The organism is Ramlibacter sp., from assembly GCF_013697775.1.
Lineage (GTDB): Bacteria > Pseudomonadota > Gammaproteobacteria > Burkholderiales > Burkholderiaceae_C > Ramlibacter.
Genome location: NZ_JACCWG010000003.1, coordinates 21144 through 38449, shown reverse-complemented (window position 1 = coordinate 38449; position 17306 = coordinate 21144). Strand labels below are relative to the sequence as shown.

Here is a 17306-nt window from a genome sequence, read left to right as displayed (position 1 = left end):
TGTACCGCGCCGAGTCGCGCAACGCGGAAACCATGGTCAAGTACGGTGCAGGCACGCCCGACGACTGGATCGAGCGCAACCTTTACACACGTTTTTCGTGGCAGGGCGTGGGCCTGATGCTGATCCTGAACGTGAGCCTGTTCGGCGCGATCGGCCTGGCTGTCTGGGCCGTGCAGATGGCATGGATTCCGGTGATGGCCACGGGCATCATCAACGGCATCGGCCACTACTGGGGCTACCGCAACTTCGAGGCGCCGGATGCCAGCACCAACATCTCGCCCTGGGGCATCATCATCGGCGGCGAAGAGCTGCACAACAACCACCACACCTACCCGACCGCTGCCAAGTTCTCGGTGAAGCGCTACGAGTTCGACATCGGCTGGTTCTACATCCGCGTGTTCGAGACGCTGGGCTGGGCCACGGTCAAGAAGGTGCCGCCCAAGCTGCGCCTGGGGGCCATCAAGCCGGTGGCCGACGAGAAGACGCTGGAGGCGCTGATCGCCAACCGCTACGAGGTGATGGCGGGCTACGGCCGCGAGATGCGCCGTGCCTGCACGGCCGAAATCGCGGCGCTCAAGGCGCATGGCCAGGATCTCTCGATGCTCAAGTCGGCCAAGCGTTGGCTGCACCGCGACGAGGACCGCGTGCCCGCCGCTGCGCGCACGCAGCTTGCCCAGGCGCGCGCTGCCCATCCGGCGCTCGACAAGATGGTCACCATGCGCGAAGAGCTGCGCCAGATGTGGCTCAACACCTCGCAGTCGCGCGAGCAGCTCGCCGCCGACCTGCAGGCCTGGTGCCGCCGCGCCGAAGAAAGCGGGATCGAGGCCCTGCGGCAGTTCTCGCTGAAGCTCAGGTCCGCGCACGCCTAAGCCTGGTCGGACCAAAGAAAAAGCCCCGCATTGCGGGGCTTTTTCTTTGGTGAATGCAGCTGATTACTTCAGCTTCATTTCCTTGTATTCCACGTGCTTGCGTGCCTTGGGGTCGAACTTCATGATCGACATCTTTTCAGGCATCGTCTTCTTGTTCTTGCTCGTGGTGTAGAAGTGCCCGGTGCCCGCCGTGGACTCCAGCTTGATCTTCTCGCGTCCGCCTTTGCTTGCCATGATCGTGTTCCTTCAGGGGGGTTAGGCTTGGCCGCGGGCGCGCATGTCGGCCAGCACGGTGTCGATGCCCTTCTTGTCGATCAGCCGCAGCGCGGCGCTTGAAACACGCAGGCGCACCCAGCGGTTTTCGGTCTCGACCCAGAAGCGGCGGTATTGCAGGTTCGGCAGGAACCGGCGCTTGGTTTTGTTGTTGGCGTGGGAAACGTTGTTCCCGACCATCGGGCCCTTGCCCGTGACTTCGCAGACGCGTGCCATTCAGCACTCTCCTAAACGCCCGGCACTCACCGCAAACGCTTGTGTTTGCTCCGAATGCTGGGCTCACCTCGCCCTGACGGGGGCGGTAATCCGGCTGAATGTCCGAAGCAGGAATTCAGCAAAGCCCTGGATTATAGGCTGCTTCAGGACTCGGCCTGTTCCAGGAAGCGCTGGGCGTCCAGCGCGGCCATGCAGCCGGTGCCTGCACTGGTGATCGCCTGGCGGTAGATGTGGTCCTGCACGTCGCCGGCGGCGAACACGCCCGGCACGCTGGTCATGGTGGCGAAGCCCTGCAGGCCGGCGCGCGTGAGGATGTAGCCATCCTTCATTTCCACCTGGCCCTTGAAGATGTCGGTGTTGGGCTTGTGGCCGATGGCGATGAAGCAGCCCTGCAGGTTCAGGTCTTCGGTTGTACCGGTGCGCGTGTCCTTCAGCCGCACGCCGGTCACGCCGCTGGCGTCGCCCAGCACTTCGTCCAGGGTGTTGAAGAGCTTGAGCTCGATCTTGCCGGCCGCGACCTTCTCCATCACCTTGTCCACCAGGATCGGCTCTGCGCGGAACTTGTCGCGCCGGTGCACGAGGTACACCTTGCTGGCGATGTTGGACAAGTAGAGCGCTTCCTCCACAGCCGTGTTGCCGCCGCCGATCACGCAGGTGGTCTGGCCGCGGTAGAAGAAGCCGTCGCAGGTGGCGCATGCGCTCACGCCCTTGCCCATGAATGCTTCTTCCGAAGGCAGGCCCAGGTATTGCGCCGAGGCGCCGGTGGCGAGGATGAGCGCGTCGCAGGTGTATTCGCCGCTGTCGCCCTTGAGCACGAAAGGCCTGCCCTGCAGGTTCACTTCATTGATGTGGTCGAACACGATCTCGGTATTGAAGCGCTCGGCATGCTCCAGGAAGCGCTGCATGAGATCGGGCCCCTGCACGCCGTGCACATCGGCCGGCCAGTTGTCCACCTCGGTGGTGGTCATCAGCTGGCCGCCTTGCGCGATGCCCGTGATGAGCATGGGCTTGAGATTGGCGCGTGCGGCATAGACCGCGGCCGTGTAGCCGGCCGGGCCGGAACCGAGGATCAAAACTTTGGCGTGTTTGCTGCTCATGATGGGAGAAACCTGTGTGAGAAACACAACAGGCCGGTGTACATTTCGGGGCCAAGGCCGCGAGTATCAATCGCACCGAGCGCCCGGTCCATTGCGGCCTGTCAATCGAGGCGATTGTAAGAACGCATTGCAAAGGCGGCCGGGCTGCTTCGAATGAGCCCCGTTGTTGAAGGGATCCAAAGACGATGTCGATGCTGTCAAACCTCGAACTGATCCGCCGCGTGCCGCTGTTCGCGCTGCTGACCGCGGCACAGGCGGAAGCGGTGGCCGATGCGGTGATCAAGCGCCGCTGCAAACGGGGCGAGGTCATCGTCGAGCAGGGCGAAAAGTCCAACACCCTGTTCATCATCCTCACCGGCCGGGTGCGTGTCGTCACCTCCGACAAGCGCGGCCGTGAAGTGATCCTGGCAACGCTGCAGCCGGGCGATTACATCGGCGAGATGAGCCTGATCGACAACGAGCCGCACTCGGCCACCTGCCGCGCCGAGGTGCAGACCGACATGCTGACCTTGGGCCGCGCCGAGTTCGCGCGCTGCCTGCCCGAGAACAGCTCGATGGCCTACGCCATCATGAAGGGCCTGGTGCAGCGCCTGCGCCAGGCAGACCGCAAGATCGAATCGCTGGCGCTGATGGACGTCTACGGCCGCGTTGCGCGTGCGCTGCTGGAGTTCGCGCAGCCCGACCGCGAAGGCCAGTTGACGATCCGCGACCGCATCTCGCGCCAGGACATCGCCAAGATGGTGGGTGCGTCGCGCGAGATGGTCAGCCGCGTCATGAAAGACCTGGAAGACCGCGGCTTCATCGAGACCCGCGAGGACGGCTCGATGCTGGTGAAGGACCGGCTGACCACGCTGGGTTGAGCCGGCGCCGTGTAACTGCTGCGCTGCTCGCGGCCCTTGCGCTAAGCTTGCCGGCGCAATGACGTATTTGCTGCACACGCTCACACAACCCGCTCCCGCTTTGCCAGGCCCCCGCGCCGGCACGGTCCGTTTCCTGCACGAACTCGCCTTGGTGGCCGGCCTGGCCGCCATGGTGTTCTGGCTGCTCGCCATGCTGAGCTATTCGCCGCAGGACCCCGCGTTCTCGACCTCCGGTATCGGCGCACCGTTGCGCAACTGGGGCGGCCGCCTGGGCGCCTGGATTTCCGACGGCAGCTATTTCCTGCTGGGCTACTCGGTGTGGTGGTGCTTCGCGGCGGGGCTGCGTTCCTGGATGGAAGTGCTGGCGCGCTGGCTGCGCGGCGAGCCGCGGGCGGTGGGTGGCCTGCTGCGTGGCCGCCTTGCGTTCTGGGCGGCGCTGGCCGTGCTGCTGGCGGCGAGCACCGCACTGGAGTGGTCGCGCCTGTACCGCCTGGAGGCGCGCCTGCCCGACCATGCCGGCGGCGCCTTGGGCGAGTTCGTCGGGCCGGCCGCGGTGAAGTGGCTGGGCTTCACCGGCTCCGGCTTGGTTGCCATCACCTTGCTGGTGCTCGCTGCCGCGGTGGTGTTCCGATTTTCCTGGAGCCATGTGGCCGAACGCCTGGGCGGCGCCCTCGAAGGCTTCGTCGTCGCGCGGCGCGAGAAGCGCGAGATCGCCGAAGACGTGGCCCTGGGCCAGCAGGCGGCGCGCGAGCGCGAGGAGACCGTGCTGGAAGAGCGCGAGGAAGCCGAGGAGATGCCGCCGCTGCCGGTGATGATCGAGCCCGAGGTGATGGACGTCCCCAAGAGCCCCCGCGTGGCCAAGGAGCGGCAAAAGCCGCTCTTCGTGGAGCTGCCCGACAGCAAGCTGCCGCAGGTGGACCTGCTGGACGGTTCCATGGGTCGGCAGGAAACCGTGTCGTCCGAGACGCTGGAGATGACCTCGCGGCTGATCGAGAAGAAGCTCAAGGATTTCGGCGTGGAGGTGCGCGTGGTCGCCGCCGCGCCGGGGCCTGTGATCACCCGCTACGAGATCGAGCCGGCCACGGGCGTGAAGGGCTCGCAGGTCGTCAACCTGGCCAGGGACCTGGCGCGCAGCCTGAGCCTGGTGTCGATCCGCGTGATCGAAACCATTCCGGGCAAGAACTTCATGGCGCTGGAACTGCCCAACGCCAAGCGGCAGTCGATCCGCCTGTCGGAGATCCTCGGTTCGCAGGCCTACAACGAGGCCAAGTCGCTGCTGACCATCGGCCTGGGCAAGGACATCGTCGGCAACCCCGTGGTGGCGGACCTGGCAAAGATGCCGCACGTGCTGGTGGCCGGCACCACCGGCTCGGGCAAGTCGGTCGGCATCAACGCGATGATCCTGAGCCTGCTGTACAAGGCCGAGGCGCGCGACGTGCGCCTGCTGATGATCGATCCGAAGATGCTGGAGATGTCGGTCTACGAGGGCATTCCGCACCTGCTGGCGCCGGTGGTGACCGACATGCGCCAGGCGGCCAACGGCCTGAACTGGTGCGTGATGGAGATGGAGCGGCGCTACAAGCTGATGAGCAAGCTGGGCGTGCGCAACCTGGCCGGCTACAACGTCAAGATCGACGAGGCCAAGGGGCGGGGCGAGTTCCTCTACAACCCGTTCTCGCTCACGCCCGACGCGCCCGAGCCGCTGGAGAAGCTGCCCTACATCGTGGTGGTCATCGACGAGCTGGCCGACCTGATGATGGTGGTCGGAAAGAAGATCGAGGAGCTGATCGCGCGGCTGGCGCAGAAGGCACGCGCCGCCGGCATCCACCTGGTGCTGGCGACGCAGCGGCCCAGCGTGGACGTGATCACCGGCCTGATCAAGGCGAACATTCCCACGCGCATTGCGTTCCAGGTGTCCAGCAAGATCGACAGCCGCACCATCCTCGACCAGATGGGCGCCGAAGCACTGCTCGGCATGGGCGACATGCTCTACATGCCCAGCGGCACCGGTTATCCGGTGCGCGTGCACGGCGCGTTCGTCAGCGACGAGGAAGTGCACCGTGTCGTGGGCTACCTCAAGCAGCAGGGCGGCGCGCCCAACTACATCGAGGGCGTGCTGGAAGGCGGCACCGTCGATGGCGACGATGGCGCGCCTGGTGGCGGCGCAGGGGAGGGCGGCGGCGAAGGCGACCCGATGTACGACCGCGCCGTGGAAATCGTGCTGAAGAACAACAAGGCCAGCATCTCGCTGGTGCAGCGGCACCTGTCGATCGGCTACAACAAGGCGGCCAACCTGCTCGAAGCGATGGAGAAGGCCGGAATGGTCAGCGCCATGAACGCGCGCGGACAGCGGGAAATCCTCGCTCCCGGCCGCAGCGAGTAACTTGGAAAATCGCTGCGCGATTTTCCAAGTTGTGTGAAATGTGGGACGAGGCCCGGCAAAGCCGGCTCCTCGCCCCAAGTGGAACCATGCTGCATTTCATTCCGCCTGGTTCATGAGGCTGTGGTCGCCGCGTCGTTCCTTTATGGATCGCGTGAAGCAACGCGTAGCGCGGTCCCTCTTGCGAGAGGAGCCGGCTTTGCCGGGCCTCCCGCACTGATCAGCCACTGGAAAAAAGCGAAGCTTTTTTCCAGTGATCCGATAACGTTCGGTAACGAACTTCGCCGCGCGAGCGCGACCGAACGGACAATGAGGCTCATGAAAAAGACGATTGCAGCGGTGGCCCTGGCCGCCATGGGCGTGTCCGGCGCCTGGGCCGACGGCCTGTCCAGCCTGGAAAACTTCATCCGCACCGCCAAGAGCGGCCGCGCCGACTTCACCCAGGTGGTGACCGGGCCGGCCAAGGATGGGCAGGTGCGCACCAAGACATCGTCGGGCACGTTCGAGTTCGCGCGGCCGGACCGCTTTCGCTTCGCCTACAAGAAGCCGTTCGAGCAGACCATCGTGGCCGACGGCAAGAACCTCTGGCTGCACGACGTCGATCTGAACCAGGTCACCCAGCGCACGCAGTCCAAGGTGCTGGGTTCCACGCCGGCGGCGCTGCTGGCGTCCTCGCCCGATCTCGAGACGCTGCGGCGCGACTTCGAGCTGCAGTCGCTGCCCGAGAAGGACGGCCTGCAATGGGTGCAGGCCACGCCCAAGGCCAAGGAAGGCCAGCTGCGCAGCATGAAGGCGGGATTCCGCGGCAACGACCTCGCGGCGCTGGAGATCCTCGACGGCTTCGGCCAGCGCTCGGTGCTGACCTTCACGTCCATGCAGCTCAATGCGCAGATCCCGGCCGAAACCTTCAGCTTCAAGGCACCCAGCAGCGCCGACCTGGTGAAGCAATAGGCACGCTGCGCCCAGGTTGCGCGCCCGCCGCCGCTACACTGCGGCGATGAGCAAGACGGCGGTCCTTCCCCCGCTGGCCGAGCGCCTGCGGCCCAAGACCCTCGGCGAGGTGACAGGCCAGCAGCAGCTGCTGGGCGAGGGCATGCCGCTGCGCATCGCCTTCGAGTCCGGCCAGCCGCACAGCTGCATCTTGTGGGGCCCGCCCGGTACCGGCAAGACCACCATCGCGCGGTTGATGGCCAATGCCTTCGACGCGCAGTTCATCGCCATCAGCGCCGTCCTGGGCGGCGTGAAGGACATCCGCGAGGCGGTGGAGCAGGCGTTGATCGCGCAGGCGCACGGCCGGCGCACCATCGTCTTCGTCGACGAGGTGCACCGCTTTAACAAGGGGCAGCAGGACGCCTTCCTGGCGCACGTGGAGTCGGGCCTGTTCACCTTCATCGGCGCGACCACCGAGAACCCCTCGTTCGAAGTCAATTCGGCGCTGCTGTCGCGTGCCGCGGTGTATGTGCTGCAGCCGCTGGGCGAAGCCGACCTGCAGCAGATCGTGGCGCGGGCGCAGGCGATCGATGCCGTGCCGCCGCTGGAGAAGTCCGCGCTCGACCGCCTGATCGCCTATGCCGACGGCGATGCGCGCCGGCTGCTCAACACGCTGGAGACGCTGGCGGTCGCCGCCACCAAGGAGCAGCGCGCGCAGATCACCGACGACTGGCTGCTCAAGGTGCTGGGCGAGCGCATGCGCCGCTACGACAAGGGCGGCGAGCAGTTCTACGACACCATCAGCGCGCTGCACAAATCGGTGCGCGGCTCCGACCCGGACGCCGCGCTGTACTGGCTGGTGCGCATGCTCGACGGCGGCGCCGATCCGCGCTACATGGCGCGCCGCATGGTGCGCATGGCGTCCGAAGACATCGGCCTGGCGGACCCGCGCGCGCTGCGCCTGGCACTGGACGCGGCCGAAACCTACGAGCGCCTGGGCACGCCCGAGGGCGAGCTGGCGCTGGCCGAATGCGTGGTCTACCTGGCCATTGCGCCGAAGTCCAATGCCGTCTACGCCGCCTACAACGAGGTGCGCGCCTTCGTGCGCAAGGACGGCACCCGCCCGGTGCCCATGCACCTTCGCAATGCGCCCACGCGGCTGATGAAGGACCTGGAGTACGGCAAGGGCTACCGCTACGCGCACGACGAGCCCGGTGGCTACGCCGCCGGCGAGGCCTACCTGCCCGAGGGCATGGGGCGGCAGAACTGGTACCGGCCGGTGCCGCGCGGGCTGGAGATCAAGATCGCGGAGAAGCTCGCGGCGCTGCGCGCGCATGATGCGCAACGCGACGCGGACAAGGAATGAGTCTTGCTAGCCTGGAGCTTCGCCGTTTCGATTTGAATCAGGTGAAGCGATTCAGATGCCAAAACTATCAGAATTACTAATGCATATCGACGCAAGCTGAAAGCACTCATTTGCTCGGGGAAAACCCGGGCGTCATTGCGGTGGAGCTGTCAGGAGGCACCGCTACAATCCCGTGCCACAAACCCGCCCACGAAGCAGCTCGGCGGGTTTTTTGCTAGATGGCGAAATGCCTCACGAGGGCGTGAACGTCGACACAAAAGCAGGATCGCGGCCGGCCGGCCGGCCAAGACAACGGAGAAAATCAGTATGGAAATTCTGCTGCAACAGATCATCAACGGTCTGGTCCTCGGCAGCATGTACGCCTTGATAGCCCTCGGCTACACCATGGTGTACGGCATCATCAACCTGATCAATTTCGCCCACGGCGAAGTGCTCATGGTCGGCGCGCTGACCAGCTGGTCATTGATCAGTATCATGCAGGAGGGCATGCCTTGGGCCCCCGGCTGGCTGCTGCTGGTTATCGCGCTGATCCTCTCGTGCGTGGTCGCCTCGATCCTGAACTTCGTCATCGAGAAGGTGGCGTACCGGCCGCTGCGCAACAGCCCGAAGCTGGCGCCGCTGATCACCGCCATCGGAATGTCGCTATTGCTGCAGACGCTGGCCATGATCATCTGGAAGCCGAACTACAAGCCATACCCCACGCTGCTGCCGCCCAAGCCGTTCGAATTCGGCGGCGCCGTGATCACCAGCACGCAGATCATGATCCTGGGCCTCACGGCCATCTCGCTGGCGATCCTGACCTACATGGTGAACTACACCCGCCTGGGCCGCGCCATGCGCGCCACCGCCGAGAACCCGAAGGTGGCCTCGCTGATGGGCGTGAAGCCCGACACGGTGATCTCCGCCACCTTCATCATCGGCGCCGTGCTGGCGTCGGTGGCCGGCATCATGTACGCCTCCAACTACGGCACGGTGCAGCACACCATGGGCTTCCTGCCCGGCCTGAAGGCCTTCACGGCGGCGGTGTTCGGCGGCATCGGCAACCTGCCGGGCGCCGTGGTCGGCGGCATCCTGCTGGGCCTGATCGAGGCGATCGGCTCGGGCTACATCGGCGCCGTCACCGGCGGCGTGCTGGGCAGCCACTACGCCGACATCTTCGCCTTCATCGTGCTGATCATCATGCTGACGCTGCGGCCCTCCGGCCTGCTGGGCGAGCGCGTGGCGGACCGTGCGTGAAGGGAGCAACACCATGACGTCGATCACCAAAGAAAAGAAATTCGCCACCTACCTGATCTGGGGCCTGGCGCTTGTGCTGCTGCCGCTGCTGCTGCAAAGCGCCGGCAACTTCTGGGTCCGCATCGCCGACATGGCGCTGCTGTACGTGCTGCTGGCGCTCGGCCTGAACATCGTGGTCGGCTATGCCGGACTGCTGGACCTGGGCTTCGTCGCCTTCTTCGCCATCGGCGCCTACATGTACGGCCTGCTTGCCTCGCCGCACCTGGCCGAGAACTTCGCCTGGTTCCACCAGATGTTCCCGGAGGGGCTGCACATGCCCCTGTGGGTCTGCATCCCGGCGGGCGCGGCATTGGCGGGCACCTTCGGCATCCTGCTGGGCGCGCCCACGCTGAAGCTGCGCGGCGACTACCTGGCCATCGTGACGCTCGGCTTCGGCGAGATCATCCGGGTGTTCATGAACAACCTGGACCACCCGGTGAACATCACCAACGGTCCCAAGGGACTGAGCCAGATCGACCCGATCACGTTCTTCCGGTTCGAGTTCCTGGGAATCCCGGGCATCAACCTGGGCAAGCCGCACGACATCTTCGGCTTCACGATCAGCAGCGTCACCAACTACTACTACCTGTTCCTGGCGCTGGTGCTGTTCAGCCTGATGATCTGCCACCGCCTGGAGCTGTCGCGCATCGGCCGCGCCTGGATGGCGATCCGCGAGGACGAGATCGCCGCCAAGGCGATGGGCATCAACACCCGCAACATGAAGCTGCTGGCGTTCGGCATGGGCGCCACCTTCGGCGGCGTGTCGGGTTCCATGTTCGCCGCATTCCAGCAGTTCGTCTCGCCCGAGTCGTTCAGCCTGATGGAGTCGATCATGATCGTCGCCATGGTGGTGCTGGGCGGCATCGGCCACCTGCCTGGTGTCGTGCTGGGCGCCGTGCTGCTGTCGGCGCTGCCCGAGGTGCTGCGCTGGGTGTCCGGCGTGATGGACCTGCAGCAGGTCACCGGCGGACGCCTCGACGCGTCCATCCTGCGCCAGCTGCTGATCGCGCTGGCCATGATCATCGTGATGCTGCTGCGACCGCGCGGCTTGTGGCCGACGCCAGAGCACGGCAAGTCGCTGGCGACGAAGTAAGGGAGCGACCATGGCAGAAACAGTCCTTCGCGTCAGCGGGGTGTCCAAGCGTTTTGGCGGCCTGCAGGCGCTGTCCGAAGTCGGCTTGACCATCGAGCGCGGCCAGGTGTACGGCCTCATCGGCCCGAACGGCGCCGGCAAGACCACGTTCTTCAACGTGATCACCGGCCTGTACACGGCCGACAGCGGCAGCTTCGAACTGGCCGGCGCGCCCTACGTGCCCTCGGCCGTGCACGAAGTGGCCAAGGCCGGCATCGCCCGCACCTTCCAGAACATCCGGCTGTTCCCCGAAATGACGGCGCTGGAAAACGTGATGGTGGGTCGCCACGTGCGCACGCATTCGGGCCTGCTGGGTGCGATGTTCCGCACCAGGGGCTTCAAGCGCGAGGAGGCGGACATTGCCAACCGGGCCCAGGAGCTGCTCGACTACGTCGGCATCGGCCGCTACGCGGACTACCGTGCGCGCACGCTGTCGTACGGCGACCAGCGCCGGCTTGAAATCGCGCGCGCGCTGGCCACCGACCCGAAGCTGATCGCGCTGGACGAGCCCGCGGCGGGCATGAATTCCACCGAGAAGGTGGTGCTGCGCGAGCTGATCGACCGCATCCGCAAGGACGGCCGCACCATCCTGCTGATCGAGCACGACGTGAAGCTGGTGATGGGTTTGTGCGACCGCGTGACGGTGCTGGACTACGGCAAGGCGATTGCCCAGGGCACGCCGGCCGACGTGCAGCGCAACGAGAAGGTGATCGAGGCCTACCTGGGCCATAGCCACACCACGGTGAAAACGGCCGCGGACGTGGCAAGCGGAGCGGATCAATGAGCGAAACCCTGCTGAAAGTCACGGGCCTGAAGGTCGCCTACGGCGGCATCCAGGCCGTCAAGGGCGTGGACTTCGAAGTGCGCGAAGGTGAATTGGTCAGCCTGATCGGCTCCAACGGCGCCGGCAAGACCACCACCATGAAGGCCATCACGGGGCTTCTTGCCCTCAACGACGGCGACATCCAGTACATGGGCCGCAGCATCCGCGGCCAGGGTCCCTGGAACCTGGTGAAGCAGGGCCTGGCCATGGTGCCGGAAGGCCGCGGTATCTTCACGCGCATGTCCATCACCGAGAACCTGCAGATGGGAGCGCACATCCGCTCCGACAAGCCGGCCATCGCCGAGGACATGGAGAAGATCTTCGGCATCTTCCCGCGCCTGAAGGAACGCAAGGACCAGCTGGCCGGCACGCTGTCGGGCGGCGAGCAGCAGATGCTGGCCATGGGCCGCGCGCTCATGAGCCGTCCGAAGGTGCTGCTGATGGACGAGCCGTCCATGGGCCTGTCGCCGATCATGGTCGACAAGATCTTCGAAGTGGTGCGCGAGGTGCACGCGCGGGGCGTGACGGTGCTGCTGGTCGAGCAGAACGCCAGCCGCGCGCTGGAGATCGCCGACCGCGGCTACGTGATGGAGTCGGGCCTGATCACCATGAACGGTGAAGCCAAGGCGATGCTCAACGACCCGAAGGTGCGCGCCGCCTACCTGGGCGAGTAAGCCCCGCGTCCGGTCAGTCGACCTTGGCGCCGGACGCCTTCACCACCTTTTCGTATTTCGCGAGTTCGGCGCGCATGAACTGCCCGAACTCCTCCGGCGTGGTGGCGACCGGCTCCGCCATCAGCGCCGTGAAACGCGTGCGCGATTCGGGCGATTGCAGCGCCGCGACGAAAGCCTGGTTGAGTTTCTGCACGGTGTCGCGCGGCATGCCTGCCGGCCCGACCAGGCCCCACCACGTATCGATGGCGAACCCCTTGAGCACCTCCGCCACCGGCGGCACCTCCGGCAGGCTGGGCGAACGCTGCAGGGTGGTGACGCCCAATGCCTTGAGCTTGCCCGAGCGGATGTTGGGCGCGGCGGTGGCGAGGTTGTCGAAGTTGAAGTCGACCTGGCCGGAGAGCAGAGCGAGCTGCGCCGGATTGCCGCCGTTGTAGGGAATGTGCACGGCGAAGATGCCGGCATCGCGCTTGAACATCTCGCCGGCCAGGTGGCCGGCGCTGCCGTTGCCGCCGCTGCCGTAGTTGAGCCGCCCCGGATTGCGCTTCGCGTAGGCGATCAGGTCGGACACGCCGCCGATCTTCAGGCGTGCGGCTGCCTCCGCGTTCATCACCAGCACGTTGGGCACGCGCACCATCTGCGTGATGGGCGAAAAGTCCTTCGCCGCGTCGTACGGCATCTTCGAGAACAGCCACGGGTTGATGGCGTGCGTGGCCACCGCCGAGATGCCAATGGTCAGGCCGTCGGGCGCGGCCTTGGCGATGGCATCCGCGCCGATGTTGCCGCCGCCGCCCGGCCGGTTCTCGATGATCACCGGCCCCAGCGTGTCCTTGACGCGCTCGGCCAGCGAACGCGCGGTGACGTCGATCGGCCCGCCCGCCGCATAGGGGACGATCAGCCGGATGGGTTTGGCCTGGGCCCAGGCACCAGCGGACCAGGCGGCCGCGGTGGACAGGAGGATGGATCTGCGCTTCATGCGCCTATTGTCGTCAACCGGGGCGGGGGAGTGCCCTCCGTTATCCCTGACGTCGAGCTTGCCTCCAGTCCGACAGCACCGCGTCCCTCCGGCGCGTTTTGATGAGGTGTGTAGACCGATTCAGTCCAAAAGGAGAATTCGAAAATGAAGATCCAGTCCCTGATGCTCGCCGTGGCGCTCGCCGCCAGCGGCGCCGCCTTCGCCGCCACCACCAACAGCACGGGCACGGCGCCCGACTATCCCAACACCACCTCGACTACGCGGACCACGACCACGGCGTCCCATGGCAGCACGCTGGGCGAGAAGATGGACGCCGGCGCCTACAAGACCAAGCGGGCCGCCAAGCGGATGGCTGCCAAGACCCGGCACGCCGCGCACCATGCGAACATGAAGGCCAGGCACGGCATGCACCATGCGCACACGCGTACGCATGCGCACCACGCGACGCACGCGATGGGCGCATCCGCACCGGGCTCGCAGACGACCGACATGGACAACTCGTCGCGCCAGACGCGCGTCGACCAGGCCTACGGGAACTGGAAGACCAAGTCGGGCAGCTGAACGCCGCCCGCGGCTGGCACCGCTAGGTGCGGTGCTTGTCCGCTTCGGTGGTGAACGAGTCGGCGTAGAACTCGTCGGGCGGCAGCTTGCAGGCCGCGCTGTACGCATCCCGTGCAGAATCGACCACGATGGGTGCGCCGCAGGCATACACCTGATGGCCCGAGAGGTCGGGGAAGTCCTCCAGCACCGCCTGGTGGACGAAGCCGGTGCGCCCGGTCCAGTTGTCCTCGGGCAGCGCATTGGAGACCACCGGCACGTAGGTCAGGTTGGGCATCTCCGCCGCGCGCTCGTGCACCCATGCGTCCATGTACAGGTCGCTCGGGCGGCGGCCGCCCCAGTAGAGCGTTGCCGGCCGCGTGATGCCCTTGTGCTGCATGCGCTCGATCAGCGCCTTGATCGGCGCGAAGCCGGTGCCCGACGCCAGCAGCACCATCGGCTTGGCCGAATCTTCCCGCAGGTAAAAGCTGCCGAACGGGCCTTCCACGCGCAGGATTTCCTTTTCCTTCATCGCGGTGAAGACATGGTCGGTGAACTTGCCGCCCGGCATGTGGCGGATGTGCAGCTCCACGCCCGGGCCGTTGTGCGGCGCGTTGGCCATGGAATAGCTGCGCCGCGCGCCATCGCGCAGAATGAACTCGACGTATTGCCCGGCGTGGTAGCGCAGCGTGTCGTTGGCCGGCAGCTGCAGCTTGACCAGCATCACGTCGTGCGAGACCTTCTCCAGGCTGCTCACGCGCGAGGGCATCTTTCGAACGGGGAAGGCGCTCTCGTCGGTGACGTTGCGCGATTCGACCACGACGTCGGCCTGCGGCACGGCGCAGCAGGGCAGGATGAAGCCGGCGGCCTCTTCCTCTTCCGACAAGGCCTTGGCCTGATGCGGGCCGTGGACCACGCGGCCGTCGAGCATCTTGCATTTGCACGAACCGCAGGCGCCGTCCTTGCAGCCGTACGGAAGGCCGATGCCCTGGCGGATGGCTGCGGCCAGGATGGCTTCGCCGTCCTGCACGCCGAAAGACCGGCCGCTGGGTTGCGCCGTGACGGTGAAGGCATTACCCGTCGGGGTGGCGGAGGTCATGTTTGGGTATCCTCGGGCTCTAGCTGCTCGATGCGATTGTGCCTTCAAACCAAAACCCCCTCGGCGCCCTGCCCAGCCGCTTCCGTCAGCAGCGTGTGCTCATCGTGGGCTGCGGCGATGTGGGCCTGCGGACCGCGCGCGCGTTGCGCGGCCGCGTGCGGCTGCTGGCCCTGACCTCCACGCCGGCGCGCACGGCAGAGCTGCGCGCGCAAGGCATCGTGCCGATCGTGGGCAACCTGGATGCGCCCGCGTCGCTGGCGCGCATCGCCGGCCTCGCCACCCGGGTGGTCCATCTCGCGCCGCCGCCGGCCGATCCGCAGCCGCAGTGGTGGTGCGATGCACGCACCCTGGCGCTCACCCGCACGCTGCGCCGGCGTTCGCCGCCAGCATCGCTGGTCTACGTTTCCACCAGCGGCGTGTATGGCGACTGCGCGGGCGAGAAGGTCAACGAATCGCGCATCGCGGCGCCGAGCACGCCGCGCGCGCAGCGCCGCGCCGATGCCGAGCGCGTGGTGCGGCACTGGGGCCGCGCTACCGGCGGGCGCGCCAGCATCCTGCGCGTGCCGGGCATCTATGCCGCCGACCGCGAAGGCGGCACGCCGCTTGCGCGGCTGCAGAAGGGAACCCCGGTGCTGCATGCGAGCGACGACGTGTACACCAACCACATCCATGCCGACGACCTGGCGCGCGCCGTGGTCGCGGCGGTGTGGCGCGGGCGGGCGCAGCGGATCTACAACGCGAGCGACGACAGCGAGCTGAAGATGGGCGACTACTTCGACCTCGCGGCCGACCTCTACGGCATGCCGCGTCCGCCGCGCGTGGCGCGCGACGCCGCGCAGGAACAGCTGCCGCTGATACTGCTGAGTTTCATGGGAGAGTCGAGGCGCCTGGACAACGCGCGGCTCAAGCGCGAGCTTCGCGTCGCCTTGCGTTACCCCACTGTGCTTGAGGGGTTGAAAGCCATTCCAAACGCTTGAGTCCCTGGTGCCGGAGGCCGGAATCGAACCGGCACGTTGTTGCCAACGGCAGATTTTGAGTCTGCTGCGTCTACCGATTTCGCCACTCCGGCAGGGGAAAGAGCGAAGCCGGAAATTATGGCACAGTGCCACCATGCACTCCCCTGACAGCTACCCGACCATCGAAGACGCCATCGGCAAGACGCCGCTGGTGGCACTGCAACGCATCGGCGCGGCCGAGAACAGGCAGCGCAACAACGTGATCCTCGGCAAGCTGGAGGGCAACAACCCGGCCGGCTCGGTGAAGGACCGGCCTGCGCTGTCGATGATCCAGCGCGCCGAGGAGCGCGGCGACATCAAGCCGGGCGACACGCTGATCGAGGCGACCTCCGGCAACACCGGCATCGCGCTGGCCATGGCTGCGGCCATCAAGGGCTACCGCATGCTGCTGATCATGCCGGAGGACCTGTCGATCGAGCGGGCACAGACCATGAAGGCGTTCGGCGCCGAGCTGGTGCTCACGCCCAAGAGCGGCGGCATGGAATACGCGCGCGACCTGGCCGAGAACATGCAGCGCGAAGGCAAGGGCCGCGTGCTCGACCAGTTCGCGAACGCCGACAACCCGCGCATCCACTACGAGACCACCGGCCCCGAGCTGTGGGAGCAGACGCGGGGCCGCATCACGCACTTCGTGAGCGCCATGGGCACCACCGGCACCATCACCGGCGTGTCGAAGTTCCTGAAGGAAAAGAATCCCGCGGTGCGCATCGTCGGCGCGCAACCGAACGAAGGCTCGCGCATTCCCGGCATCCGCAAGTGGCCGCAGGAATACCTGCCCAAGATCTACGACCCGAGCCGCGTGGACGACATGGTCTACGTGGGCCAGGAGGATGCCGAGGACATGTGCCGCCGGCTCGCGCGCGAGGAGGGCATCTTCGCCGGCATCTCCGCCGCGGGCGCGCTGTGGGTCGCGCTGGAAGTCGCCAAGACGGTGGAGAACGCGACCATCGTGTTCGTGGTGTGCGACCGCGGGGACCGCTATCTGTCCACCGGCGTCTTTCCGGCGTGACCGACACTGCCTTCACCTACTGCCCCGCGTGCGCCACGGCGCTGCGCAGGATCGCGCAGGTGGAGGACGGTGGCCCGAAGGAACGATTGCGCTGCCCGGCCTGCGGCTGGACCCACTGGAACAACCCGACGCCGGTGCTCGCTGCGGTGATCCAGTACCGCGACCGCATCCTGCTCGCGCGCAACGCCGCCTGGAAGCACAAGATGTACGCGCTCGTCACCGGCTTCATGGAAGCCGGCGAGACGCCCGAGGACGGCATCCGGCGCGAGATCAAGGAAGAAACCAACCTCGACACGGTGGAGCTCAACCTGATCGGCGTGTGGGACTTCCAGCGCATGAACCAGGTCATCATTGCCTACCATGCGCTGGCGCGCGGCGAGGTGATGCTTTCGCCGGAGCTGGTCGACTACAAGCTGCTGCCGTACGACGAGGTCAAGTGCTGGTCCGCGGGCACCGGCCAGGCACTGGCCAAATGGCTGCGCGGCCGCGGCTACGAACCCGAGATGCTGGACGCGCCCCGGCCCGATGCAGACAGGACACCATGAACATCGACAAGGAAATCGACACGCGCGGGCTGAACTGCCCGCTGCCCATCCTGAAGGCCAAGAAGGCGCTGACGGAGATGCAAAGCGGGCAGTTGCTCAAGGTGGTGTCCACCGACGCCGGGTCGGTGCGCGACTTCCAGGCCTTCGCCAAGCAGACCGGCAATGCGCTGGTGGAGCAGCAGACGGTGGGCCAGGAGTTCGTGCACGTGCTGCGCCGGCGCTGAGCGCCCGG

The 17306-nt window shown here is 66.4% G+C and carries 19 protein-coding genes and 1 tRNA gene; 14 read left to right on the top strand and 6 right to left on the bottom strand.

Features of this window, described 5'->3' with window-relative positions; genetic code table 11:
• Window positions 1-869 (top strand): fatty acid desaturase (locus H0U68_RS00270; protein WP_296351973.1); only part of this gene is annotated, 869 nt, incomplete at its 5' end.
• Window positions 870-932: 63 nt separating this feature from the next.
• Here the strand turns inward: H0U68_RS00270 and rpmG are convergent.
• From rpmG to trxB, 3 genes are all read right to left on the bottom strand, one after another.
• The gene (rpmG, locus tag H0U68_RS00265) at window positions 933-1103 is read right to left on the bottom strand and encodes a 50S ribosomal protein L33 (RefSeq protein ID WP_193778797.1); all 171 of its coding nucleotides are present in this window, start codon (window positions 1101-1103) and stop codon (window positions 933-935) included.
• 21 nt (window positions 1104-1124) lie between these two features.
• Window positions 1125-1358: a 50S ribosomal protein L28 gene (rpmB, locus tag H0U68_RS00260; protein WP_296351967.1), complete on the bottom strand. Its 234-nt coding sequence runs from the start codon at window positions 1356-1358 to the stop codon at window positions 1125-1127.
• A gap of 143 nt (window positions 1359-1501) precedes the next feature.
• A complete protein-coding gene (gene trxB / locus H0U68_RS00255) occupies window positions 1502-2458 on the bottom strand; it encodes a thioredoxin-disulfide reductase (RefSeq protein WP_296351975.1) in 957 nt (318 codons plus the stop codon).
• Window positions 2459-2640: 182 nt separating this feature from the next.
• On the opposite strand from trxB, the gene H0U68_RS00250 reads away from it, so the two are divergent.
• The 8 genes from H0U68_RS00250 to H0U68_RS00215 all read left to right on the top strand — a co-directional run bounded on the left by H0U68_RS00250 (window position 2641) and on the right by H0U68_RS00215 (window position 11895).
• Window positions 2641-3315, top strand: coding sequence for a Crp/Fnr family transcriptional regulator (locus H0U68_RS00250; RefSeq protein WP_296351965.1), 675 nt, complete (start codon window positions 2641-2643; stop codon window positions 3313-3315).
• A 58-nt stretch (window positions 3316-3373) separates the two neighbouring features.
• On the top strand, window positions 3374-5698 hold the full coding sequence (locus H0U68_RS00245; RefSeq protein ID WP_296351963.1) for a DNA translocase FtsK: 2325 nt from the start codon (window positions 3374-3376) through the stop codon (window positions 5696-5698).
• 315 nt (window positions 5699-6013) lie between these two features.
• Complete coding sequence (lolA, locus tag H0U68_RS00240) at window positions 6014-6646, top strand: outer membrane lipoprotein chaperone LolA (RefSeq protein ID WP_296351961.1); 633 nt, start codon at window positions 6014-6016, stop codon at window positions 6644-6646.
• A 46-nt stretch (window positions 6647-6692) separates the two neighbouring features.
• The gene (locus H0U68_RS00235) at window positions 6693-7991 is read left to right on the top strand and encodes a replication-associated recombination protein A (protein ID WP_296351959.1); all 1299 of its coding nucleotides are present in this window, start codon (window positions 6693-6695) and stop codon (window positions 7989-7991) included.
• A 306-nt stretch (window positions 7992-8297) separates the two neighbouring features.
• Window positions 8298-9227, top strand: a complete 930-nt coding sequence (locus tag H0U68_RS00230; RefSeq protein WP_296351956.1) for a branched-chain amino acid ABC transporter permease — start codon at window positions 8298-8300, stop codon at window positions 9225-9227.
• A gap of 13 nt (window positions 9228-9240) precedes the next feature.
• The gene (locus H0U68_RS00225) at window positions 9241-10359 is read left to right on the top strand and encodes an ABC transporter ATP-binding protein (RefSeq protein WP_296351954.1); all 1119 of its coding nucleotides are present in this window, start codon (window positions 9241-9243) and stop codon (window positions 10357-10359) included.
• A gap of 10 nt (window positions 10360-10369) precedes the next feature.
• Window positions 10370-11182, top strand: a complete 813-nt coding sequence (locus H0U68_RS00220; protein WP_296351952.1) for an ABC transporter ATP-binding protein — start codon at window positions 10370-10372, stop codon at window positions 11180-11182.
• Window positions 11179-11895 carry an ABC transporter ATP-binding protein gene (locus H0U68_RS00215; RefSeq protein WP_296351950.1) on the top strand — a complete coding sequence of 239 codons (717 nt, stop codon included), beginning with the start codon at window positions 11179-11181 and terminating at the stop codon, window positions 11893-11895. Before H0U68_RS00220 ends, H0U68_RS00215 begins: the two co-directional genes overlap by 4 nt.
• Window positions 11896-11908: 13 nt before the next feature.
• Here H0U68_RS00215 and H0U68_RS00210 read toward each other — a convergent pair whose 3' ends face one another.
• Window positions 11909-12868, bottom strand: a complete 960-nt coding sequence (locus H0U68_RS00210; protein WP_296351947.1) for a tripartite tricarboxylate transporter substrate binding protein — start codon at window positions 12866-12868, stop codon at window positions 11909-11911.
• Between the two features lie 144 nt (window positions 12869-13012).
• On the opposite strand from H0U68_RS00210, the gene H0U68_RS00205 reads away from it, so the two are divergent.
• Window positions 13013-13429 (top strand): hypothetical protein, encoded by a 417-nt coding sequence (locus tag H0U68_RS00205; protein WP_296351945.1) that lies wholly within the window; start codon window positions 13013-13015, stop codon window positions 13427-13429.
• A 22-nt stretch (window positions 13430-13451) separates the two neighbouring features.
• On the opposite strand, the gene H0U68_RS00200 is transcribed toward H0U68_RS00205, so the two are convergent.
• Window positions 13452-14504: a CDP-6-deoxy-delta-3,4-glucoseen reductase gene (locus tag H0U68_RS00200; RefSeq protein ID WP_296351944.1), complete on the bottom strand. Its 1053-nt coding sequence runs from the start codon at window positions 14502-14504 to the stop codon at window positions 13452-13454.
• Window positions 14505-14542: 38 nt separating this feature from the next.
• Here H0U68_RS00200 and H0U68_RS00195 point away from each other — a divergent pair, with 38 nt between their 5' ends.
• A complete protein-coding gene (locus H0U68_RS00195) occupies window positions 14543-15481 on the top strand; it encodes an NAD-dependent epimerase/dehydratase family protein (RefSeq protein WP_296351942.1) in 939 nt (312 codons plus the stop codon).
• 5 nt (window positions 15482-15486) lie between these two features.
• Here the strand turns inward: H0U68_RS00195 and H0U68_RS00190 are convergent.
• Window positions 15487-15573: transfer RNA gene (locus H0U68_RS00190), tRNA-Leu, on the bottom strand.
• A 41-nt stretch (window positions 15574-15614) separates the two neighbouring features.
• Here H0U68_RS00190 and cysM point away from each other — a divergent pair.
• From cysM to H0U68_RS00175, 3 genes are read left to right on the top strand one after another with little or no spacing between them, the layout of a single operon-like run.
• Entirely contained in the window at window positions 15615-16529 is a 915-nt protein-coding gene (gene cysM, locus H0U68_RS00185) for a cysteine synthase CysM (RefSeq protein WP_296351941.1), read from the top strand.
• Window positions 16526-17074: an NUDIX hydrolase gene (locus H0U68_RS00180; RefSeq protein ID WP_296351939.1), complete on the top strand. Its 549-nt coding sequence runs from the start codon at window positions 16526-16528 to the stop codon at window positions 17072-17074. The genes cysM and H0U68_RS00180 overlap by 4 nt, the downstream gene beginning before the upstream one ends.
• Window positions 17071-17298 (top strand): sulfurtransferase TusA family protein, encoded by a 228-nt coding sequence (locus H0U68_RS00175; RefSeq protein WP_296351936.1) that lies wholly within the window; start codon window positions 17071-17073, stop codon window positions 17296-17298. The genes H0U68_RS00180 and H0U68_RS00175 overlap by 4 nt, the downstream gene beginning before the upstream one ends.
• The last annotated feature ends 8 nt before the right edge of the window (window positions 17299-17306 follow it).